Below are 15832 nucleotides of genomic sequence, written 5' to 3'. Positions count from 1 at the left end.
ACTGTAATCGTCGCTACCCGTTACATGACCGCTGAAGATATGACGGCATGCCGTGGGACGGTCGTTGGTTGCGCTATCCGCTGGCTCCCACACCGATAACTACCTGACGAATACTCCGGATTTCCGGTTGGGAACATTTTAATCATGAAGATCAAGACAAAACTGACAGTAGGTGCCAGTCTGCTGATGCTCATACCCGTGGTGGTGGTGAGTGCGGTGCTGGGATGGATTGCCGTTGACAATGGCCGCAAGGCCCTGGAGACCAAGGCCCACCATCACGTGATGGCACTCAAGAACAGTTCCCAGGAGGCGATTGAAAGTTATTTTGCGATAGTGCGGGCGCAGATCGTCACCCTGTCCGATAACCGGATGATTGTCGATGCACTGAACTCCCTACCCAACGCCTATCGTCTCTACCAGGACAGCGTCGAGGCGTCGGGCGAGGCGGGAGCGGCCAAGCTGGAAAAGATGCGCCGGGAGCTGCAGGCCCACTACAACGGAGCGTTCCTGGACGAGTACCGAAAACAGAACGGTGGCGCCACTATTGAGGCGGGCCGCTGGCTGGATAAATTGAGTGGCGCCGGCATCACCCTGCAACACGCCTACATCGCCGCCAACCCCAATCCGCTGGACGAGAAGAGCAAACTGATCACCCCGGAGGACGGCTCGCTGTACGAGGTGATGCATAAAAGATTTCATGAATCGCTGAAGGATTACCAGGAGCGGTTCGGCTATGCGGATATCTTCCTGGTGGATGGCAAGAGCGGCGAGGTGATCTACTCGGTGGCCAAGCAGGCGGAGTTCGCCACCTCGCTGATCGACGGCCCCTTCGCCGGGACCGGTCTGGGCAAGGTGTTCAAAGAGGCCAACGAGTCGGATGACCCCGGCTTCATCGCCATGACCGATTTTGCGGCCTATGCCCCCGCCTATGACAATCAGGCGGCCTTTGTCGCCTCTCCCGTGTTCACCCGGGGCAAGCGCATCGGTGTGCTGGTGTTCCGGTTTTCCACTGAGCGCATCTCTTCCATCATGACCCATGAGCACAAATGGGCCAAGGTCGGTCAGGGTGAATCCGGGGAGAGTTTTATTGTCGGACCGGACTACTCATTGCGTAGCGACAGTCGTTTCCAGATCGAGGATGAGGCCGGCTACCTGGCGCACCTGGGCAAGACCGGCCTGTCGGCGCAGCAGCTGGCCAGGGTCCGGGCCAAACATTCGGGTATCGGGGTCCAGCAGTTGAAATCAGCGGCGGCCGAGGCCGCCCTGGCGGGCGAGTCGGGGGTGAAACTGTATACCGATTCTCGGGGGATCGATGTGCTGGCGGCCTATTCGCCGCTGAATATCCCCGGCTACCGGTGGGCGGTGATCGCCAAGATGAATACCGAGGAGGCGTTCCGCTCGGTGGAGGAGTTGAAGAGCACCATCGCCGGCGTGGCGGTCGGGCTTTCCATCGTGGTGTTTGTCGTGGGGGCGCTGATCGGCTGGCTCTTCACCGGCCTGATCGTGCGACCGATCCAGCAGACGGTGGATGCGGTCAGGGATATCGCCGAGGGTGAGGGTGACCTGACCCGCCGACTGGATGCCCGGAGCAAGGATGAACTGGGCGAATTGGCCGGCTGGTTCAACCGCTTCCTGGACAAGATGCAGGGCGTGGTCGGGGAACTGAACGGGGTGACCCAGAATCTGTCGGTGTCGGCGGAACAGCTCTCCCGGGTATCGGAAGAGACGCGGCTTGGGATCAGTAACCAGCAGGGGCAGACCGAGCAGGCGGCGACCGCCACCAACCAGATGGCCGCCACGGTGCAGGAGGTGGCGAAGAATGCCGAGTCCGCCGCCAATTCGGCCATGCAGGCCAGGAATGAAGCGACCCAGGGTAAGGGCACGGTGGATGAGAGCATCGCCACCATCCATGACCTCTCCGCCAGCGTGGAGCAGGCGGCCGGGGTAATCGGCCGGCTGGAGCAGGATAGCATCGAGATCGGCGGGGTGCTGGATGTGATCCGCAACATTGCCGAACAGACCAACCTGCTGGCCCTGAACGCGGCCATCGAGGCGGCGCGGGCCGGCGAGCAGGGGCGCGGTTTTGCCGTGGTGGCGGATGAGGTACGCACCCTGGCCTCGCGTACCCAGCAGTCCACCAGGGAGATCCAGGGCATGATCGAGCGCCTGCAGGCGGCCTCCAAGGAGGCGGTGCAGGCGATGGACGAGACCAATGCCCAGGCCAGGAAGGGCACCGATATCGCCGTCAGGACCGGCGAGGTGCTGGAGTCCATCACCCATGCGATCAACCAGATCAGCGATATGAATAACCAGATCGCCAGCGCCGCCGAGGAGCAGAGCGTGGTGGCCGAGGAGATCAACCGCAACGTCGTGGGGATCAACGAGATCGGCGAGCACACGGCCAACGGCGCACAGCAGACGGCATCGGCCAGCGAGGGGCTGAACAATCTCGCCGGTCAGTTGCAGCGGATCGTCGGGCAGTTCAAGATTTAGGAGTCTGTCGGATTTAACACTGACCCCTCGGGTACACACGAATCAGCGGTTCGAATCCGGGTTCAGACGGTCGAATACGTCCTCGGTCGAAGGCGCGGCGGCCGGCCGGTTGAGCCGGTTGGTCAGGCGGATGAGGCGTTCATGCCGGGGGCGGATCGCCAGCCCCTGGGAGAGATGGCGGCGGGCCCGCAGGGTGCGGCCCCGGTCGATCTCGCGCTGCGCCAGCTCGGCGTAGCGATCGGCGATCCTGTCCAGACCACGGTTTGCCACCGGATGCTCCGGATCCTGCTTGAGTGCTTCGCTGTAATAGTAACGGGCGCTGTCGTCCGCCGGGTAACTGAGGTGATCCGTTGCCAGCTGTTCCTGCGCCTTCTCCAGCAGCGCGGCGAGCGTTGGTTCGGTGGCCCCGGTTTGCGGCGGCGGACCGGCGGTTGCCGGTGGCGTTTCCGTTGCCGCCGGCGCCGTGCGCTCCTCCATGGCGGCGGGTTGGGACATCGCCCCGGCGGGTGCGACGACGGCCAGCTCTTCAGCCGCTAGCGCACGATCACCCTCCGCGCCGGCCGGTGGGGCGGTTCCACCGCCAATCGTCAACTGCCGGAGGCCGAACCCACCCAGCAGCAGTAGCAGACCCAGGCCGGCATAGAGCGAGCGGCGGTAATGCGGCCGCGGCGTGGGCGTGGCGGCCGTCAGCGCACGGGTTTCCGGGGATGGCCCGGGTGTGGCAACCGCGTCCTCCGCCGGCAGGCTCCCCAGCCTTACCCGGCTGCGCAGCGCCTGCAGGGTCAGCAACAGTTCGGCGCCGCTCTGAAAGCGCTCTTCCGGTTGTTTCGCCAGCAGCTTGTCCAGCAGCGGCTGCAGCGCGGCAAACGCATCCGGCAGTTGCGGCAGGGGCCGCTGGATATGAGCCATCAGGGTGGCGGCGAAACTGTCCGCGGTATAGGGTTTTCTACCGGTGAGCATCTCATACAGAATGATGCCCAGGCTGTAGAGATCGGAACGCCCATCCACCCGGCGGATGCCCTGGGCCAGTTCCGGGCTGAGATAGTGGGGGCTGCCCATCACCGTGCCGGTGACGGTCAGGTCGTTATCCGTCTGGATCAGCTTGGCGATACCGAAATCGGTCAACACCGGGGTGCCGTCGTTGCGAAACAGAATGTTCGACGGCTTGATATCCCGGTGCACCACCCCTTCGTCATGCACATAGGCGAGACAGCCTGCCAGACGGCCGAGGAGCTTCAGCGCCTGGACCGGTTTGATGCCCTGGACGATGCGCGACTTCAGGTCACCGCCCGGCAGGTACTCCATGGCGATATAGTAGAAACCCTCCCCTTGTCCGATGTCGAAGATGGCGACCAGGTTGCTGTGGTTGAGGCGGGCGATGCAACGCCCCTCATTGAAAAAACGTTCGAAGAACTGGGGCGTCTCGGGGTCGTGCAGTACCTTGAGTGCCACCGGCCTGCCCAGCGACATCTGGGTGGCCAGGTAGACCGTCGCCATGCCGCCCTTGCCGAGGACGCGTTCGATACGATAACCGGGGACGTTGATCTGCAGGCTCAGGCCATGGTTCATTTCCGGTCCCGTGTGGATCAAAACTGGCGGGGCCGGTCTGTCCCGACGCCCATAAGAAAAGTGGAAGAAAAGTGGATGTCGCTAAGTGTGTCGTCCGGCGCCCCTGAATATTGAGCACTGTTTCACGTAATAGTTAAAGTCTCCTGCTCCTCCCAGCGTTTTTTCACTGCCGCGATGGCCCGGCTCCGGGCCTGGAAGATGATATCCGGGATCATTTTTTGCTCGCTGGCGCCCTTCGCCAGCCGGCGGGTGTCCACCGCGGCGGCGGCCTGCCGCGCCGCCCGGACAAAGTCGGCCTGGGGATAGGGTTGCCGTTCGAATCCCTGGCGTCCCCGGGAGTCGGCTTCGCAGGCCAGCAGAAACTGATCCAGCCGGGTGGTGCGGCGCAAGGCGTTCAGCTGCTGCAGGGTGCGCAGCAGGGTGGCCGGTTTCAGCTCGAATGCCCGGTGGCAGTGGCTGTGGTATTCGGCCACCAGGCGACACAGCTCACGATAGCGGTTGGGGGCGCGCAGGCGTTCACACACCCGCTCCGCCAGCCGCGCGCCCCGCTGCTCATGTCCGTGATGACTGGGCCAGTCGGTGCGCGGTGTGGTGCCCTTGCCGAGGTCATGCAGCAGCGCGGCCAGCCGGACTTCCGGTTCCCGGCTGAGGTTGCACGCCTGGAACAGCACCATCAAGCTGTGCACCCCGGTATCGATCTCCGGATGGTGCCGTTCCGGCTGCGGGACGCCGAACAGCCGGTCCAGTTCCGGCAGGATGACCCGCAGCGCCCCCAGTTCGCGCAGGGTTTCGAAAAAGGTCACCGGGTCGGTGCCCTGCAGCGCCCGCATGATCTCGGACCAGACCCGCTCGGCCACCAGATGGTCCAGTTCGCCGGCCTGGATCATCTGCCGGACCAGCTGCCGGGTCGGCTGCGCCACCCGGAACCCGAGCGGGCCGAGGCGGGCGGCGAAACGCGCCAGCCGCAGTACCCGGATCGGATCGTTCCTGAACGTAGGGGTGTGGCGCAGCCGCCGCTCCCGCAGGTCCCGACGGCCGTCCAGCGGGTCGACATAGCTGCCGTCCGCCGCCAGGGCAATGGCGTTGATGGTGAGGTCCCGCTGGATCAGGTCATTACACACCAGCGCCTGTTCGCTGCCGTCGCCGGGTTCGCCGCGCGGCAGGGCGTGCTCCTCGGCACTCTTCGGGTGGAGAAACACCGGGAAATCCCGTCCCACCCTGCGATAACCCTGGGCCAGCAGCTGCTCCGCGGTGACCCCGGTGACCAGCCAGTCACGGTCGCCGATCGGCAGGCCGAGCAGTTGATCGCGCACGGCGCCGCCGACCAGGTAAATGTGCATGCTAGAATCGCTCATGATGACTATGCTGAAACCTTGCTCCGCACTATGATCGCCCGGTCCCGCCGGCGCTATCGCCTGATGCTCCCTTTAATCCGGGCTTTAATCCTGGCTTCAATCCTGGGGTTCCTGCAGGGCTGCAGTACACTGAGCTATTATAGCCATTCCATCGGTGGACATCTGCAACTGATGGGACAGCGGCAACCCATTCCCGAGCTGCTGCGCGACCCGCAAACCCCCGAACCGCTGCAGCGGAAGTTACGCCAGGTCGGCGAGATACGCCACTTCGCCAGCGCGGCGTTGGCGCTACCGGACAACGGCAGCTACCGCAGCTATGCGGCGCTGGATCGGGAGGCGGTGGTGTGGAGTGTGGTGGCGGCCGGGCGGTTTTCCCTGCAGCCCAGGCAGTGGTGCTATCCGTTCGTCGGCTGTGCCAGCTATCGTGGCTATTTCTCCCAAGAGCGTGCCTGGGCGTACGCCGGCGAATTACAGGCCCAGGGGCTGGATGTGGCGGTGGAGCCGGTACCGGCCTACTCGACCCTGGGCTGGTTTGACGATCCCCTGCCCAGTACCGTCATCGACTGGCCGGAGGCGCGAATTGCCGGTCTGATCTTCCATGAACTGGCCCACCAGCAGCTCTACGTGAAGCATGACAGCGCCTTCAACGAGGCGTTCGCCAGCCTGGTGGCGGAGGTGGGCATCGAACGCTGGGTTGCCAACCGGAATGGCCTGAGCTTCGCGCAATGGCAGGTGACACGGCAACGGGAACAGCAGTTTGTCGATCTGCTGCTCGCGGTGCGCGAGGAGCTGGAGACGCTCTACCGCCAACCGCTGGATGAGGCGCGCATGGGACAGCGCAAGGCGGCGCTGTTCCGGCAGCTGCGGGAGCGCTATGCGCGGCTGAAACGGCGGTGGGGCGGATACGCCGGTTTCGACGGCTGGTTCGATCGTGACCTGAACAATGCCCACCTGGTCTCCATCGCCACCTACGAGGCCTGGGTGCCGGCGTTCCGGCGGCTGCTGGTGCAGTCGGGTGGGGGTCTGCCCGCCTTCTATGCGGCCAGCCGCGAGTTGGGGCAGCTGCCCGCCAACGAACGTGAACAGCGGATGCGGCAGTTACTCCAGCCCGCCGCGGAGTGAATGGAACTACCAGCCGATCCGGATATAGCGCAACAGGTTGCCAGCCGGATCACGCAGTAGCAGGCGTCCATCCGATTCGGCGAATTCATAGGGCCGCACCTGGCCGCTCTCCAGGTCCTGCAGGAGGATCCGCCGGGGTTCCACCTGGGTCAGGCGGCCATCGCGAAAATTGTCCCGTTGCAGATAGATCCTGAACAGACCGTCCTGGATCACCAGTATCTCACCGCTTTCGCCCTGCCAGCTGCCGTTGAGCATCACCCCCTGGGGTGGCCGGGCCGGCGCGCGGTATGGATAGGGGACGCCCGGATAGGGCGCGTAGCCGGGGATGCCGCCCGGATAGCCGGCAGAGTCCCGCGCCCGCTCGTGCAGCCGTCGCTGATAGGCCGAGGAGAAGGCGTCCATCATGTCGAACAGGGTCTCGGCCATGCTGTTATAGCGGTTGGGATAGTCGAGCGCGGTCGTTGTCTGCGGCAGCAGCGCCAGCAAAATCAGCAGCCGGAATAGCCGGTTTTTGCGCACTTCGGTCCCCCTCTCAACATCCCCTGGGCACCGCCCAGTCTATCAGAAAATCCTCCCCGGATTATCCAGGCTTGCCTGTTGCGTGAAATGGTGTTTATCTTAAGCAGACTTTTGACATAAACAGACCACAAAGGCCGGAAAATGGTGGCAACACAATATGATGGCGGACACGAGCGGCGCATCCGAACCAAGGATATGGTGGAGAAGTGGCTGGATGAACGCCAGCAGATGCTGGTGCTCTATTGCAAGCTGGCGGGTATCGACTCCTTCAGTCCGGACAAGCCGGAAAAGCAGTTGTTACGGGACTTCTGCCAGCTGTTGATCGATTATGTTGCGTTCGGTCACTTCGAGGTGTTCGATCGCATCACCTCCGGTGAGGAGCGGCGCGGCGAGGTGGTCAAGGTGGCGGACACGGCCTATGCGAAAATCGCCGAGGTGACGGAGCTGGTGGTGGCGTTCAATGACAAGTACGACCTGAGCGATCACCGGCAGCCCCTGGACAACCTGACCAAGGACCTCTCCATTCTGGGTGAGGACCTGGCCAGCCGGATCGAACTCGAAGACAGACTGGTCAAGGCCCTGCTGCGATGACCTGGCTGCCGCGGCGGGGCTGAGGAGGCGGCGTGATCAGTCTGTTCGACAGCCTGTTGCACTGGCGTCCGGATGCGGAAGAGTTTACCACCCCGCTGCAGTTGAAGAAGCCGTTCAAGCTGCTGTTTGACCGCCTGCCGACCGGCATCGACAACAGCCGGATCGATGTCGCCCTGAGTCAGGAGTTCATGGACCGCTGCCGGCTGTTGGTGCGTCGCTCCATGATGCACGACGTGACCGAAAACTACTGGGGTGAACCGCCGCCACCGCCGGATAACAAGGATCTCCAGGCCCTGCGCGAGGGCTACGCCGGCCTGATGGAACTGACGGTCGACCGGGCCAGGAAACACAACCGCCTGGAGATGGTACAGCTGCTGCAGTTCAGCGTGGTGAAGTTCCTGCTCGGCCTGGTGGGGCAGGAGTATGACCGCCTGCGCAGCCAGGTGCAGCGCGCCAAGGGGCTGGACAGCCATCAGTCCAGCGGCCGTTCGGTGCAGCTGCATGACCGGTTGGTGGTGCTGGCCAGGAACGAGCCGGCGATTCGCTACCGGATCACCCGCCGGCTGTTTCGTGAGCTGCTGAAGATGGAGAACATGCGCCTCGGCAAGCTGCGCAAATCGGTGCTGGGCCTCTCCTGGCCGATACCCAAGCCGCTGCTGTTCAACCCGATGCTGCAACTCCCCTCGTTGTGGGCCGACGAACAGCTGATGGGCCACTACCCCCTGGTCTGCACGGACCGGGATGACCCGGATGCCTTCGACCGGGTCAACCGTCTGGTCACCGGCTTGTTTGCCGATTTCCTGCCCTCCTGGTGCTGGGGTACGGAGCCGCTGGACTCGTTCGATACCACCTGCAGCGATATCCAGACCAGCGCCCGGCGCAGCCAGGGGGAGCAGGACGGGCTGGTGGGTTATAGCGAAACCCTGATGCTGCTGAAACGATCGCTGCAGTCGGCGGAATACGAGAGCGGCAACTGCTCCTGGCTGGATATTCCGGAGAATATCGACCGCATCGTCTATTCGGCCAGACACAGCGGTGTCATCCGCACCGACCATGATGTCCCCCTGCCGCAAACAACCTGGCCCAACGACAAGTGGCCCGGGTTCCACCATCGGCTAATGAAACGGATATTGAAGGCGTTTCGCGGCAGCCGCATCGAGCGTGATCTGCTGGCCTGCCACGCGGCACCCGCCGTGTATCAGGAGCTGAACCGACAGGTGCCGGTACGCCTGATCTGCCAGTACCTGGCCGGGCGCATGACCAAGCGGGAGTTGCAGCGCAAGCTGAACAACCTGCAGAACAAGGCGGTGCCGGCTCAGGTGGTGAAGGTGCTGGAGCGGATGCTGCTGATCATCAAGAGCATGCCGGGACCGCGCCGCCGCCGCCGGGTGTTCAGTTTTCTGCGCCACTTTGCGCTGTTTCGGCGTGACCTGAAACAGGCCTACCAGGCGCACGTCGCCATGCGCCGCATCCATCTGCTGGTGCGTCCGGAGGACATCGAGCTGTCGCGGCGCAACGGCAGTCTGCTGGAGTTCCCGCTGCGCAAGGAGCTGAAGCCGGAACAGCACCGTATCCGCAATCACGTCATCCTCAAGGCGGACGTGCGTGGCTCAACCGCCATCACCAGCGAACTGCGCAACCGCAACCTCAATCCCGCCTCCCACTTCAGCCTCAATTTCTTTGAGCCGATCAACAAGCTGCTGGATAGCTTCGGGGCGAAAAAGGTGTTTATCGAGGGGGATGCGGTGATCCTGAGTATTTTTGAATACGAAGATACCCCCTATCAGTGGCTCTGCGTCTCCCACGCCTGCGGCCTGGCGCACAAGATCCTCCAGGTGGTGGATAAACAGAATGTCAAGAATCGCCAGAACGACCTGCCGGAGCTGGAGCTGGGCCTGGGTATCGCCTTCAGCGAGGAGGCCCCCGCCTTCCTGTACGACGAGGGGCACGAAATCATGATCTCGCCGGCCATCAACCGGGCGGACCAGCTCTCCTCCTGCTCGGCGGCGGTGCGACGCTCCGCATACGGCGGGCGCCTGGGGTGCGGGGTGAGGGTGATGGCGCCGGCGGCCAGCGAGACGGTCAACAAGGAGAGTTCCGACAAGCTGATCCGCTACAACGTGAACGGCATCGAGCTGGACGAGCCGGCCTACTACAAGCTGAAGTCGGAGCTGTCGTTCCACCGCATCGAGCTGGAGGCGGGCCGGCGGGCGCTAAACGACCATCTGCTGGTGGCCCGCTACCCGGATCTGGAAGGGAATATGCACGCCCTGGTGATCCGCGAGGCGGTGGTCACCGTCTGGGACGGCGAGCAGGCGGGGCTGGAGGCGGTGGATGGCGGTATTTACTATGAGGTGATCAGCGATGCGGAGCTGATCGCTTACGCCATCGAGCACACCAGTCGGCGGCGCCGTCCGCTCCCTGACACCCCCGCCACCGCTGAAGAGGATCCGCCAAGGCCCGGCCTGTTCCACTGAGCGAGCGCCGCTCAGTGTGGGAAAACCGCTCCGACTGGCACCTAGGATCCCCCGCCGCCCGGCGGATTGTTGGCTACCAGCTGGGCCTTCGGCCGCACCGGTGACATCCGCGCCGAGAGCCTCTGCAGCGGCTGCTGCAGGCGCTGGTCGTAGATTGCCGCATAACTCAGCACCCGCTCGGTGTAGCGCCGGGTCTCATTGAAGGGGATCAGCTCCACCCAGATGTCGGCGGGCAGGGTGGTGTCCGGCAGCCAGCGCAGCACATTGCGCGGGCCGGCGTTGTAGGCGGCCGTGGCCAGCACCTGATGTTCCCCCAGGCGCCGATAGACATGGCTGAGATAGGCGGTGCCCAGGGTGATGTTCACTTCCGGCTGCAGCAACTGTCCCAGTCCGGGTTTTTTCAGCTTCTCCTTGCGGGCGATAAAGCGGGCGGTCGCCGGCATCAGCTGCATCAGTCCGCGGGCTCCGGCGGGTGACTGGGCATCACTGGAGAAGGCGCTCTCCTGTCGGATCACGGCAAAGATCCAGGACTTGTCCAGATCGGTTGCCACGGATTTTTCCGTCACCAGGGTCTGATGCTCCAGGGGAAAGCGCAGCTCCAGGTCGTCCCAGTAACCGGTGCGGGCCAGGGTGAAGATCGCCTGGTCGTGCCAGCCCCAGGACTGGGCCAGTTTGGCGACCCGCTGCAGGTCGAGAGGTTTCATGCCGCGCACACTGGCATACCATTCGCGCCGGGCATCGAGGAAGCGGCCCAGCTGAAACAGCTCGCGGGCGCGCAACAGTGCCGGCTGCCGTGCCAGCCGAACGATGGCCGACTGCTGCAACTCCAGCGGGGTCGGGTCGTAGCGGTAGGGTTGGCCCAGGCGATCCGCGGCGAGAAAACCGTGATAGCTGCGCTCCTTGGCCAGCGCGGCAAAGCGGGCGTCGGCCTCGGCGGTATTGGCGGTTTCCGCCAACGCCCGCGCCTGCCAGTAGCGCCAGCGGTCGGAGTGCCTGAGTTCGTCGGGCAGTTCGCCAATCCAGCTCAGCATTTGCGGCCAGGCGCGCCGTTTCAGGGCGTAGCGGAGGCGCGTTTCACGCAGCTGGTTGTCTTCGGCCGACGGGGTGAAGGCCCGCAGTCCGGTCAGGGTATCGGGATGGTCGTCGCGTATCATCCCCAGCAACAGCGCGCGTTGGCCGCTGTGGCGAGCCGCTGCGCTGAAGGGGATCTGCTCCTGCAGGCGCGGCCAGATCCGGATGGCACTGTCGATGTCCCGGCCCACCAGGCGCTTGAATCCGTCCAGCAGGATAAGGTTGCGGGCGGGGCTTTCCGCCAGTTGGGGGACGGCAGTGGCGAGCTGCCGCGGATCCCGCTGCAGCTTCCGCCAGGTCCGCAGCCAGGCCTGCTGTTGCGGGTTGAGGTAGCGCTGCAGATAGCGGCTGAATCGCCCTTCGGAGGCCAGCATGGCGAGTTCGACCCGCTGCCAGGCCAGCGCCGGGGTGAGCTTGCCGGCATCGATCCAGGTCTGCAGAATCCGGTCACAGGCCTCCGGGCGGGAACGGGGCGAGAGCCAGATCGCCTCCGCCTGATCCAGTGCCTGTTTCCGCTTGCCGGTCTCCAGCAGGGCGGTCAGGTAGTGGCACTGGTTGATCGTCCCCAGCCCGGGCCGATAGAACGCCAGGTAGGTCCACCACTGCTTGCGCCCGGCCAGCTCCTTGAGCCAGAGGCTGCGCATGCGCGGCGCCAGCGGGGTGTCGGCATACCGGGTGATGAACGCCTCCACCCGGGGACTGTCGAGGCTGGCGAGTTGCCGTTGCAGTGCCTGGTACTCCAGGTAGGGGAACAGCGGGTAGCTCCGCAGGGTGGAGCGGATGGCGGTGTACTGCTGCAGATCCCCCGCTGCGAGCAGGCGTTCCGCGGCAAGGAATCCACCACGCTGCCGCTCCAGTTCCGGGGCTGACAGCTCCGCGGCCGACAGGCACAGGGTCGGCAGCAGGGCGAACAGCCATGCCAGGCGGCGGATGAGACTGGTGTTAGGTGACCGCGCCACTTCCTTGTGACTCAATGGCTTGTGACTCCATGGTTTGCGTTATCGGGGGCATGGGGAAAGCTTAGGAGGGGGCGGTGCCGGGCGCAAGAGGGAAAACCCTCTGAATTGCGCGGGCGCAGCGGATTGCCCGGTAGCCGCTATTACGGGATGATAGAAAAATGACCACACCATCCGTAAATGCCTCCGCATGGCCCGACAGCCAGCAGCTGCAGCATCTCCTGATCGATATCGCCGAGACCGAGGTGCTCTCGCGCTATCGTAATCCGGACGTCTCCCGCAAGAGCGATGGCACCCTGGTGACCGATGCCGATCTGGCGGTACAGAATCGACTGATCGAACAGCTGGCTGTCAGCTGGCCGGAGATCCCGCTGATGGGGGAGGAGATGACGCCGGAGCAGCAGCAGGCGTTGGTGGCGCGGGACTGCTACTGGTGCGTGGATCCGCTGGACGGCACCACCAACTACTCTGCCGGGCTGCCCTATTTCGCCCTCTCCCTGGCCCTGGTTGTGCAGGGACGGGCGGTGCTGGGGATCGTCTACGATCCGCTGCGCCACGAGTGCTACCGCGCCGAGCTGGGGCGGGGCGCCTGGCTCAATGATGAACCGTTACGCTTGCATCGGGGCCCGGGCACCCTGAAGGAGTGCATCGCCATTGTCGATTTCAAGCGGCTCACGCCGGGGCTGGCGATCCAGCTGTCGAAGCAGCCGCCTTACCGTTCGCAGCGCTGTTTCGGCGCCATCGCGCTGGAGTGGTGCTGGCTCGCGGCAGGGCGTGCCCATCTCAACCTGCATGGCGGCCAGAAGCTGTGGGATTACGCCGCCGGTCGGCTGATCTTTGCCGAGGCGGGTGGCCTCTTCAACCAGGGGGATAGCCAACCGGAGCGTCTGGGGCTGGCGGTACAACCGGCCCTGGGGGCGGTGGATGCGCACCTGTTTCGCCTCTGGCGGGAGTGGCTGCGGCAGGCGGGGTTTCCGCTGGAAGGGAGTGGTTAACCAGCAGCCCTATTTGAAGCTATAGAACAACTATCGACCCAGCCGTTGCGCGCGGCGGAAGTCGGAATCAACCGGAGGTAACACATGAGCAGTAATGATCAACAACTGGATATGGAACTGGGCAGCGGCATCGCCGCCTTTGAGTCGAAGCATTTCGCCAGTGCCACCAAATTGCTGTCCGGCCTGGCCGAAGACGGCAATCCCGAGGCCCAGTATCGGATGGCCATCATGGCCCAGAACGGGCTGGGTATGGTGGTCAATCAGCTGATGGCCTTCAAGTACATGAAGGCGGCGGCCGAGAGTGGCCTGGCGCTGGCCCAGCATGGCCTGGGATTCATGTACATGGAGGGCGAGTGCGTGGAGAAGAACGGCGCCAAGGCGGTGGAGTGGTTCAAGCGCGCGGCCGAGCAGGGGCTGGTCGGCTCCCAGACCACCCTGGCGATGATGTATGAAACGGGCGAAGGGGTGGCGCAGGACCCGCAAGAGGCCCGGCGCTGGTACCACGCCGCCGGTTTCGACGAGAAATAGCCGGCGGCGGTCCGCGGTGCCCGGCCGTCAGACCGGCGCCGCGACCCGGGTTCCGACCTGGGATGCCCTCAGCCGTGCGCGCGGCGCTGGCGTACCGCCTCGGCCAGGGTGCGCAGCAGCGGCTCGGTGTCCTCCCAGCTGATGCAGGCGTCGGTGATGCTCTGGCCGTAGACCAGTTCCTCGTCGGGGCGCCAGTCCTGGCGTCCGGCCTCCAGGAAGCTCTCGATCATGACGCCGTTGATGCGCCGGTCGCCGCGGGCGATCTGGCCGGCCACGTCGCGTCCCACATCGATCTGTTTCTGGTGCCGCTTGCGCGAGTTGGCGTGGCTGAAATCGATCATCACGCGCGGCTTGAAGCCGGACTGTTCCATCTCCTCGGCGGCGATGTTGATGCTTTCGGTGTCGTAATTGGGACGGGCACCGCCGCGCAGTATCACGTGGCAATCCTCGTTGCCCCGGGTGGTGAAGATGGCGGAGTGGCGCTCCTTGGTCACCGACAGGAAACAGTGTGGCTGGGAGGCGGCGCGGATCGCGTCGAGGGCGATGCGCAGGGTGCCGTTGGTGCCGTTCTTGAAACCGACCGGACAGGAGAGGCCGGAGGCCAGCTCCCGGTGTCCCTGGCTCTCGGTGGTGCGGGCGCCGATGGCGCCCCAGCTCACTAGGTCGGCGATGTACTGGGGGCTGATCAGGTCGAGGAACTCGGTCCCGGCGGGCAGCCCCATGCTGTTGACATCCAGCAGCAGCTGGCGGGCCAGGCGCAGCCCCTTGTTGATATGGAAGGTGCCGTCCAGGTCCGGATCGTTGATCAGCCCCTTCCAGCCGACGGTGGTGCGGGGCTTCTCGAAATAGACCCGCATCACGATCAGCAGGTCATCCGCCAGCTCCTCGCGCAGCTTGTTCAGCCGCGCCGCGTAGTCACGGGCCGCCACCGGATCATGCACCGAGCAGGGGCCGACGATGGCCAGCAGCCGGTCATCCTCGTCGTGGAGGATTCGGTGGATCTGCCGGCGCGCGTTAAACACCGTGTCGGCGATCACATCGGTAACGGGGAATTCGGCCAGCAGTTCAGCCGGGGCTACCAGCTCTTTGATGGCTTCGATGCGAAGGTCGTCGGTTTCGTGGCGCATGATCTCTACTCTTGTCAAAAATAACGGTAAATGGGTAATTGTATAGTGTATTCCACCCGGGAAACAGCTGTCCCCGGGACATCGCCCGGCGACTCGACTATGCTGTCTGCACTACCCTATCGACTGAACGAGGCAGCTCATGGCAGAACTGACACTGGTGATCGGCAATCAGAACTACTCCTCCTGGTCCCTGCGGCCCTGGTTTTTCCTCGCCCATCACGGCATCCCCTTCCAGACCAGGAAGGTCAGGCTGTTCAGCGATAGCATGGAGCGGGACCTGGCGATGCACTTCTCCGACAACAAGGTGCCGGTGCTGATCGATGACGATCTGGAGGTGTGGGACTCGCTGGCCATCCTGGAGTACCTGGCGGAGCGCTTCCCCGAGGCCCGGGGCTGGCCGCATGAGCCGTCGGCCCGGGCGGTGGCCCGTTCGGTGTGTGCCGAGATGCACTCCAGCTTCTTCGCCCTGCGTGACGAGTTGCCGATGAACTGTCGGCGGCGCTTTCCCGGGTTCCAGCCGGGTCCGGAGGCGCAGCGGGATATCGACCGGGTGATGGGGCTGTGGAACTTCTGCCGCGAGCGTTACGGCAGCGCCGGCCCCTGGCTGTTCGGCCGCTTCGGTATCGCCGACTGCATGTATGCGCCGGTGGTGATGCGGCTGTTGAGCTACGAGATCCCGCTGGACCCGGTCGCCACGCTGTATGCCCGTGCGCTGTACGACGACCCGGCAATGCGGCGCTGGGTGAAGGACGCCGCCGAAGAGGAGGAGGTGATCGAGGAGGATGAGGCGGACTGGCCGAGCGTGCCGTTCTGAACGGCGAAGCCGGGCGCCTGGGATATCCCGTATATCCATCAGTTTTCACCGGTATTTATGCCACCGCCGCCCTGCTATATTGCTGGTACTCTGTCAGGGTGATATTGACGTATTCAGTTGGCCTGTCCGCGTTCCTGGCAAGGCGCGGCTCGCAGCGAATGGCCCGGTCCTTTGCAAGAGCCGCAACACGGCCAGGGGCGCGGACAGGCCAACCC

At 64.3% G+C, this 15832-nt stretch carries 12 protein-coding genes; 7 read left to right on the top strand and 5 right to left on the bottom strand.

What is annotated here, in order from left to right:
* The first annotated feature begins 144 nt into the window (after positions 1 to 144).
* Complete coding sequence (locus tag O9K64_RS01470; protein ID WP_275096298.1) at positions 145 to 2493, top strand: methyl-accepting chemotaxis protein; 2349 nt, start codon at positions 145 to 147, stop codon at positions 2491 to 2493.
* 42 nt (positions 2494 to 2535) lie between these two features.
* Here O9K64_RS01470 and O9K64_RS01465 read toward each other — a convergent pair whose 3' ends face one another.
* Both O9K64_RS01465 and O9K64_RS01460 read right to left on the bottom strand, forming a co-directional pair.
* Positions 2536 to 4062, bottom strand: a complete 1527-nt coding sequence (locus tag O9K64_RS01465) for a serine/threonine-protein kinase (RefSeq protein WP_275096297.1) — start codon at positions 4060 to 4062, stop codon at positions 2536 to 2538.
* Positions 4063 to 4184: 122 nt separating this feature from the next.
* Positions 4185 to 5402 (bottom strand): multifunctional CCA addition/repair protein, encoded by a 1218-nt coding sequence (locus O9K64_RS01460; protein ID WP_275096460.1) that lies wholly within the window; start codon positions 5400 to 5402, stop codon positions 4185 to 4187.
* Positions 5403 to 5447: 45 nt separating this feature from the next.
* On the opposite strand from O9K64_RS01460, the gene O9K64_RS01455 reads away from it, so the two are divergent.
* Positions 5448 to 6539: an aminopeptidase gene (locus O9K64_RS01455; RefSeq protein WP_335342212.1), complete on the top strand. Its 1092-nt coding sequence runs from the start codon at positions 5448 to 5450 to the stop codon at positions 6537 to 6539.
* 6 nt (positions 6540 to 6545) lie between these two features.
* On the opposite strand, the gene O9K64_RS01450 is transcribed toward O9K64_RS01455, so the two are convergent.
* The gene (locus tag O9K64_RS01450) at positions 6546 to 7058 is read right to left on the bottom strand and encodes a hypothetical protein (protein WP_275096295.1); all 513 of its coding nucleotides are present in this window, start codon (positions 7056 to 7058) and stop codon (positions 6546 to 6548) included.
* 144 nt (positions 7059 to 7202) lie between these two features.
* Here O9K64_RS01450 and O9K64_RS01445 point away from each other — a divergent pair, with 144 nt between their 5' ends.
* Complete coding sequence (locus O9K64_RS01445; RefSeq protein WP_275096294.1) at positions 7203 to 7649, top strand: sigma D regulator; 447 nt, start codon at positions 7203 to 7205, stop codon at positions 7647 to 7649.
* 32 nt (positions 7650 to 7681) lie between these two features.
* The gene (locus tag O9K64_RS01440; RefSeq protein ID WP_275096293.1) at positions 7682 to 10126 is read left to right on the top strand and encodes a hypothetical protein; all 2445 of its coding nucleotides are present in this window, start codon (positions 7682 to 7684) and stop codon (positions 10124 to 10126) included.
* A gap of 41 nt (positions 10127 to 10167) precedes the next feature.
* On the opposite strand, the gene O9K64_RS01435 is transcribed toward O9K64_RS01440, so the two are convergent.
* A complete protein-coding gene (locus O9K64_RS01435; protein ID WP_275096292.1) occupies positions 10168 to 12171 on the bottom strand; it encodes a transglycosylase SLT domain-containing protein in 2004 nt (667 codons plus the stop codon).
* 143 nt (positions 12172 to 12314) lie between these two features.
* Here O9K64_RS01435 and O9K64_RS01430 point away from each other — a divergent pair, with 143 nt between their 5' ends.
* Positions 12315 to 13148 (top strand): inositol monophosphatase family protein, encoded by an 834-nt coding sequence (locus O9K64_RS01430; protein WP_275096291.1) that lies wholly within the window; start codon positions 12315 to 12317, stop codon positions 13146 to 13148.
* 84 nt (positions 13149 to 13232) lie between these two features.
* Positions 13233 to 13676, top strand: coding sequence for a tetratricopeptide repeat protein (locus tag O9K64_RS01425; RefSeq protein WP_275096290.1), 444 nt, complete (start codon positions 13233 to 13235; stop codon positions 13674 to 13676).
* 68 nt (positions 13677 to 13744) lie between these two features.
* Here the strand turns inward: O9K64_RS01425 and aroG are convergent, their stop codons facing one another.
* On the bottom strand, positions 13745 to 14803 hold the full coding sequence (aroG, locus tag O9K64_RS01420) for a 3-deoxy-7-phosphoheptulonate synthase AroG (protein WP_275096289.1): 1059 nt from the start codon (positions 14801 to 14803) through the stop codon (positions 13745 to 13747).
* 139 nt (positions 14804 to 14942) lie between these two features.
* On the opposite strand from aroG, the gene O9K64_RS01415 reads away from it, so the two are divergent.
* Entirely contained in the window at positions 14943 to 15617 is a 675-nt protein-coding gene (locus O9K64_RS01415) for a glutathione S-transferase family protein (RefSeq protein ID WP_275096288.1), read from the top strand.
* The last annotated feature ends 215 nt before the right edge of the window (positions 15618 to 15832 follow it).

The sequence above is a fragment of the Sedimenticola hydrogenitrophicus genome (genome assembly GCF_029017505.1).
GTDB classification, from domain to species: domain Bacteria; phylum Pseudomonadota; class Gammaproteobacteria; order Chromatiales; family Chromatiaceae; genus Sedimenticola; species Sedimenticola hydrogenitrophicus_A.
This window is presented reverse-complemented; position numbering and strand designations above follow the sequence as displayed.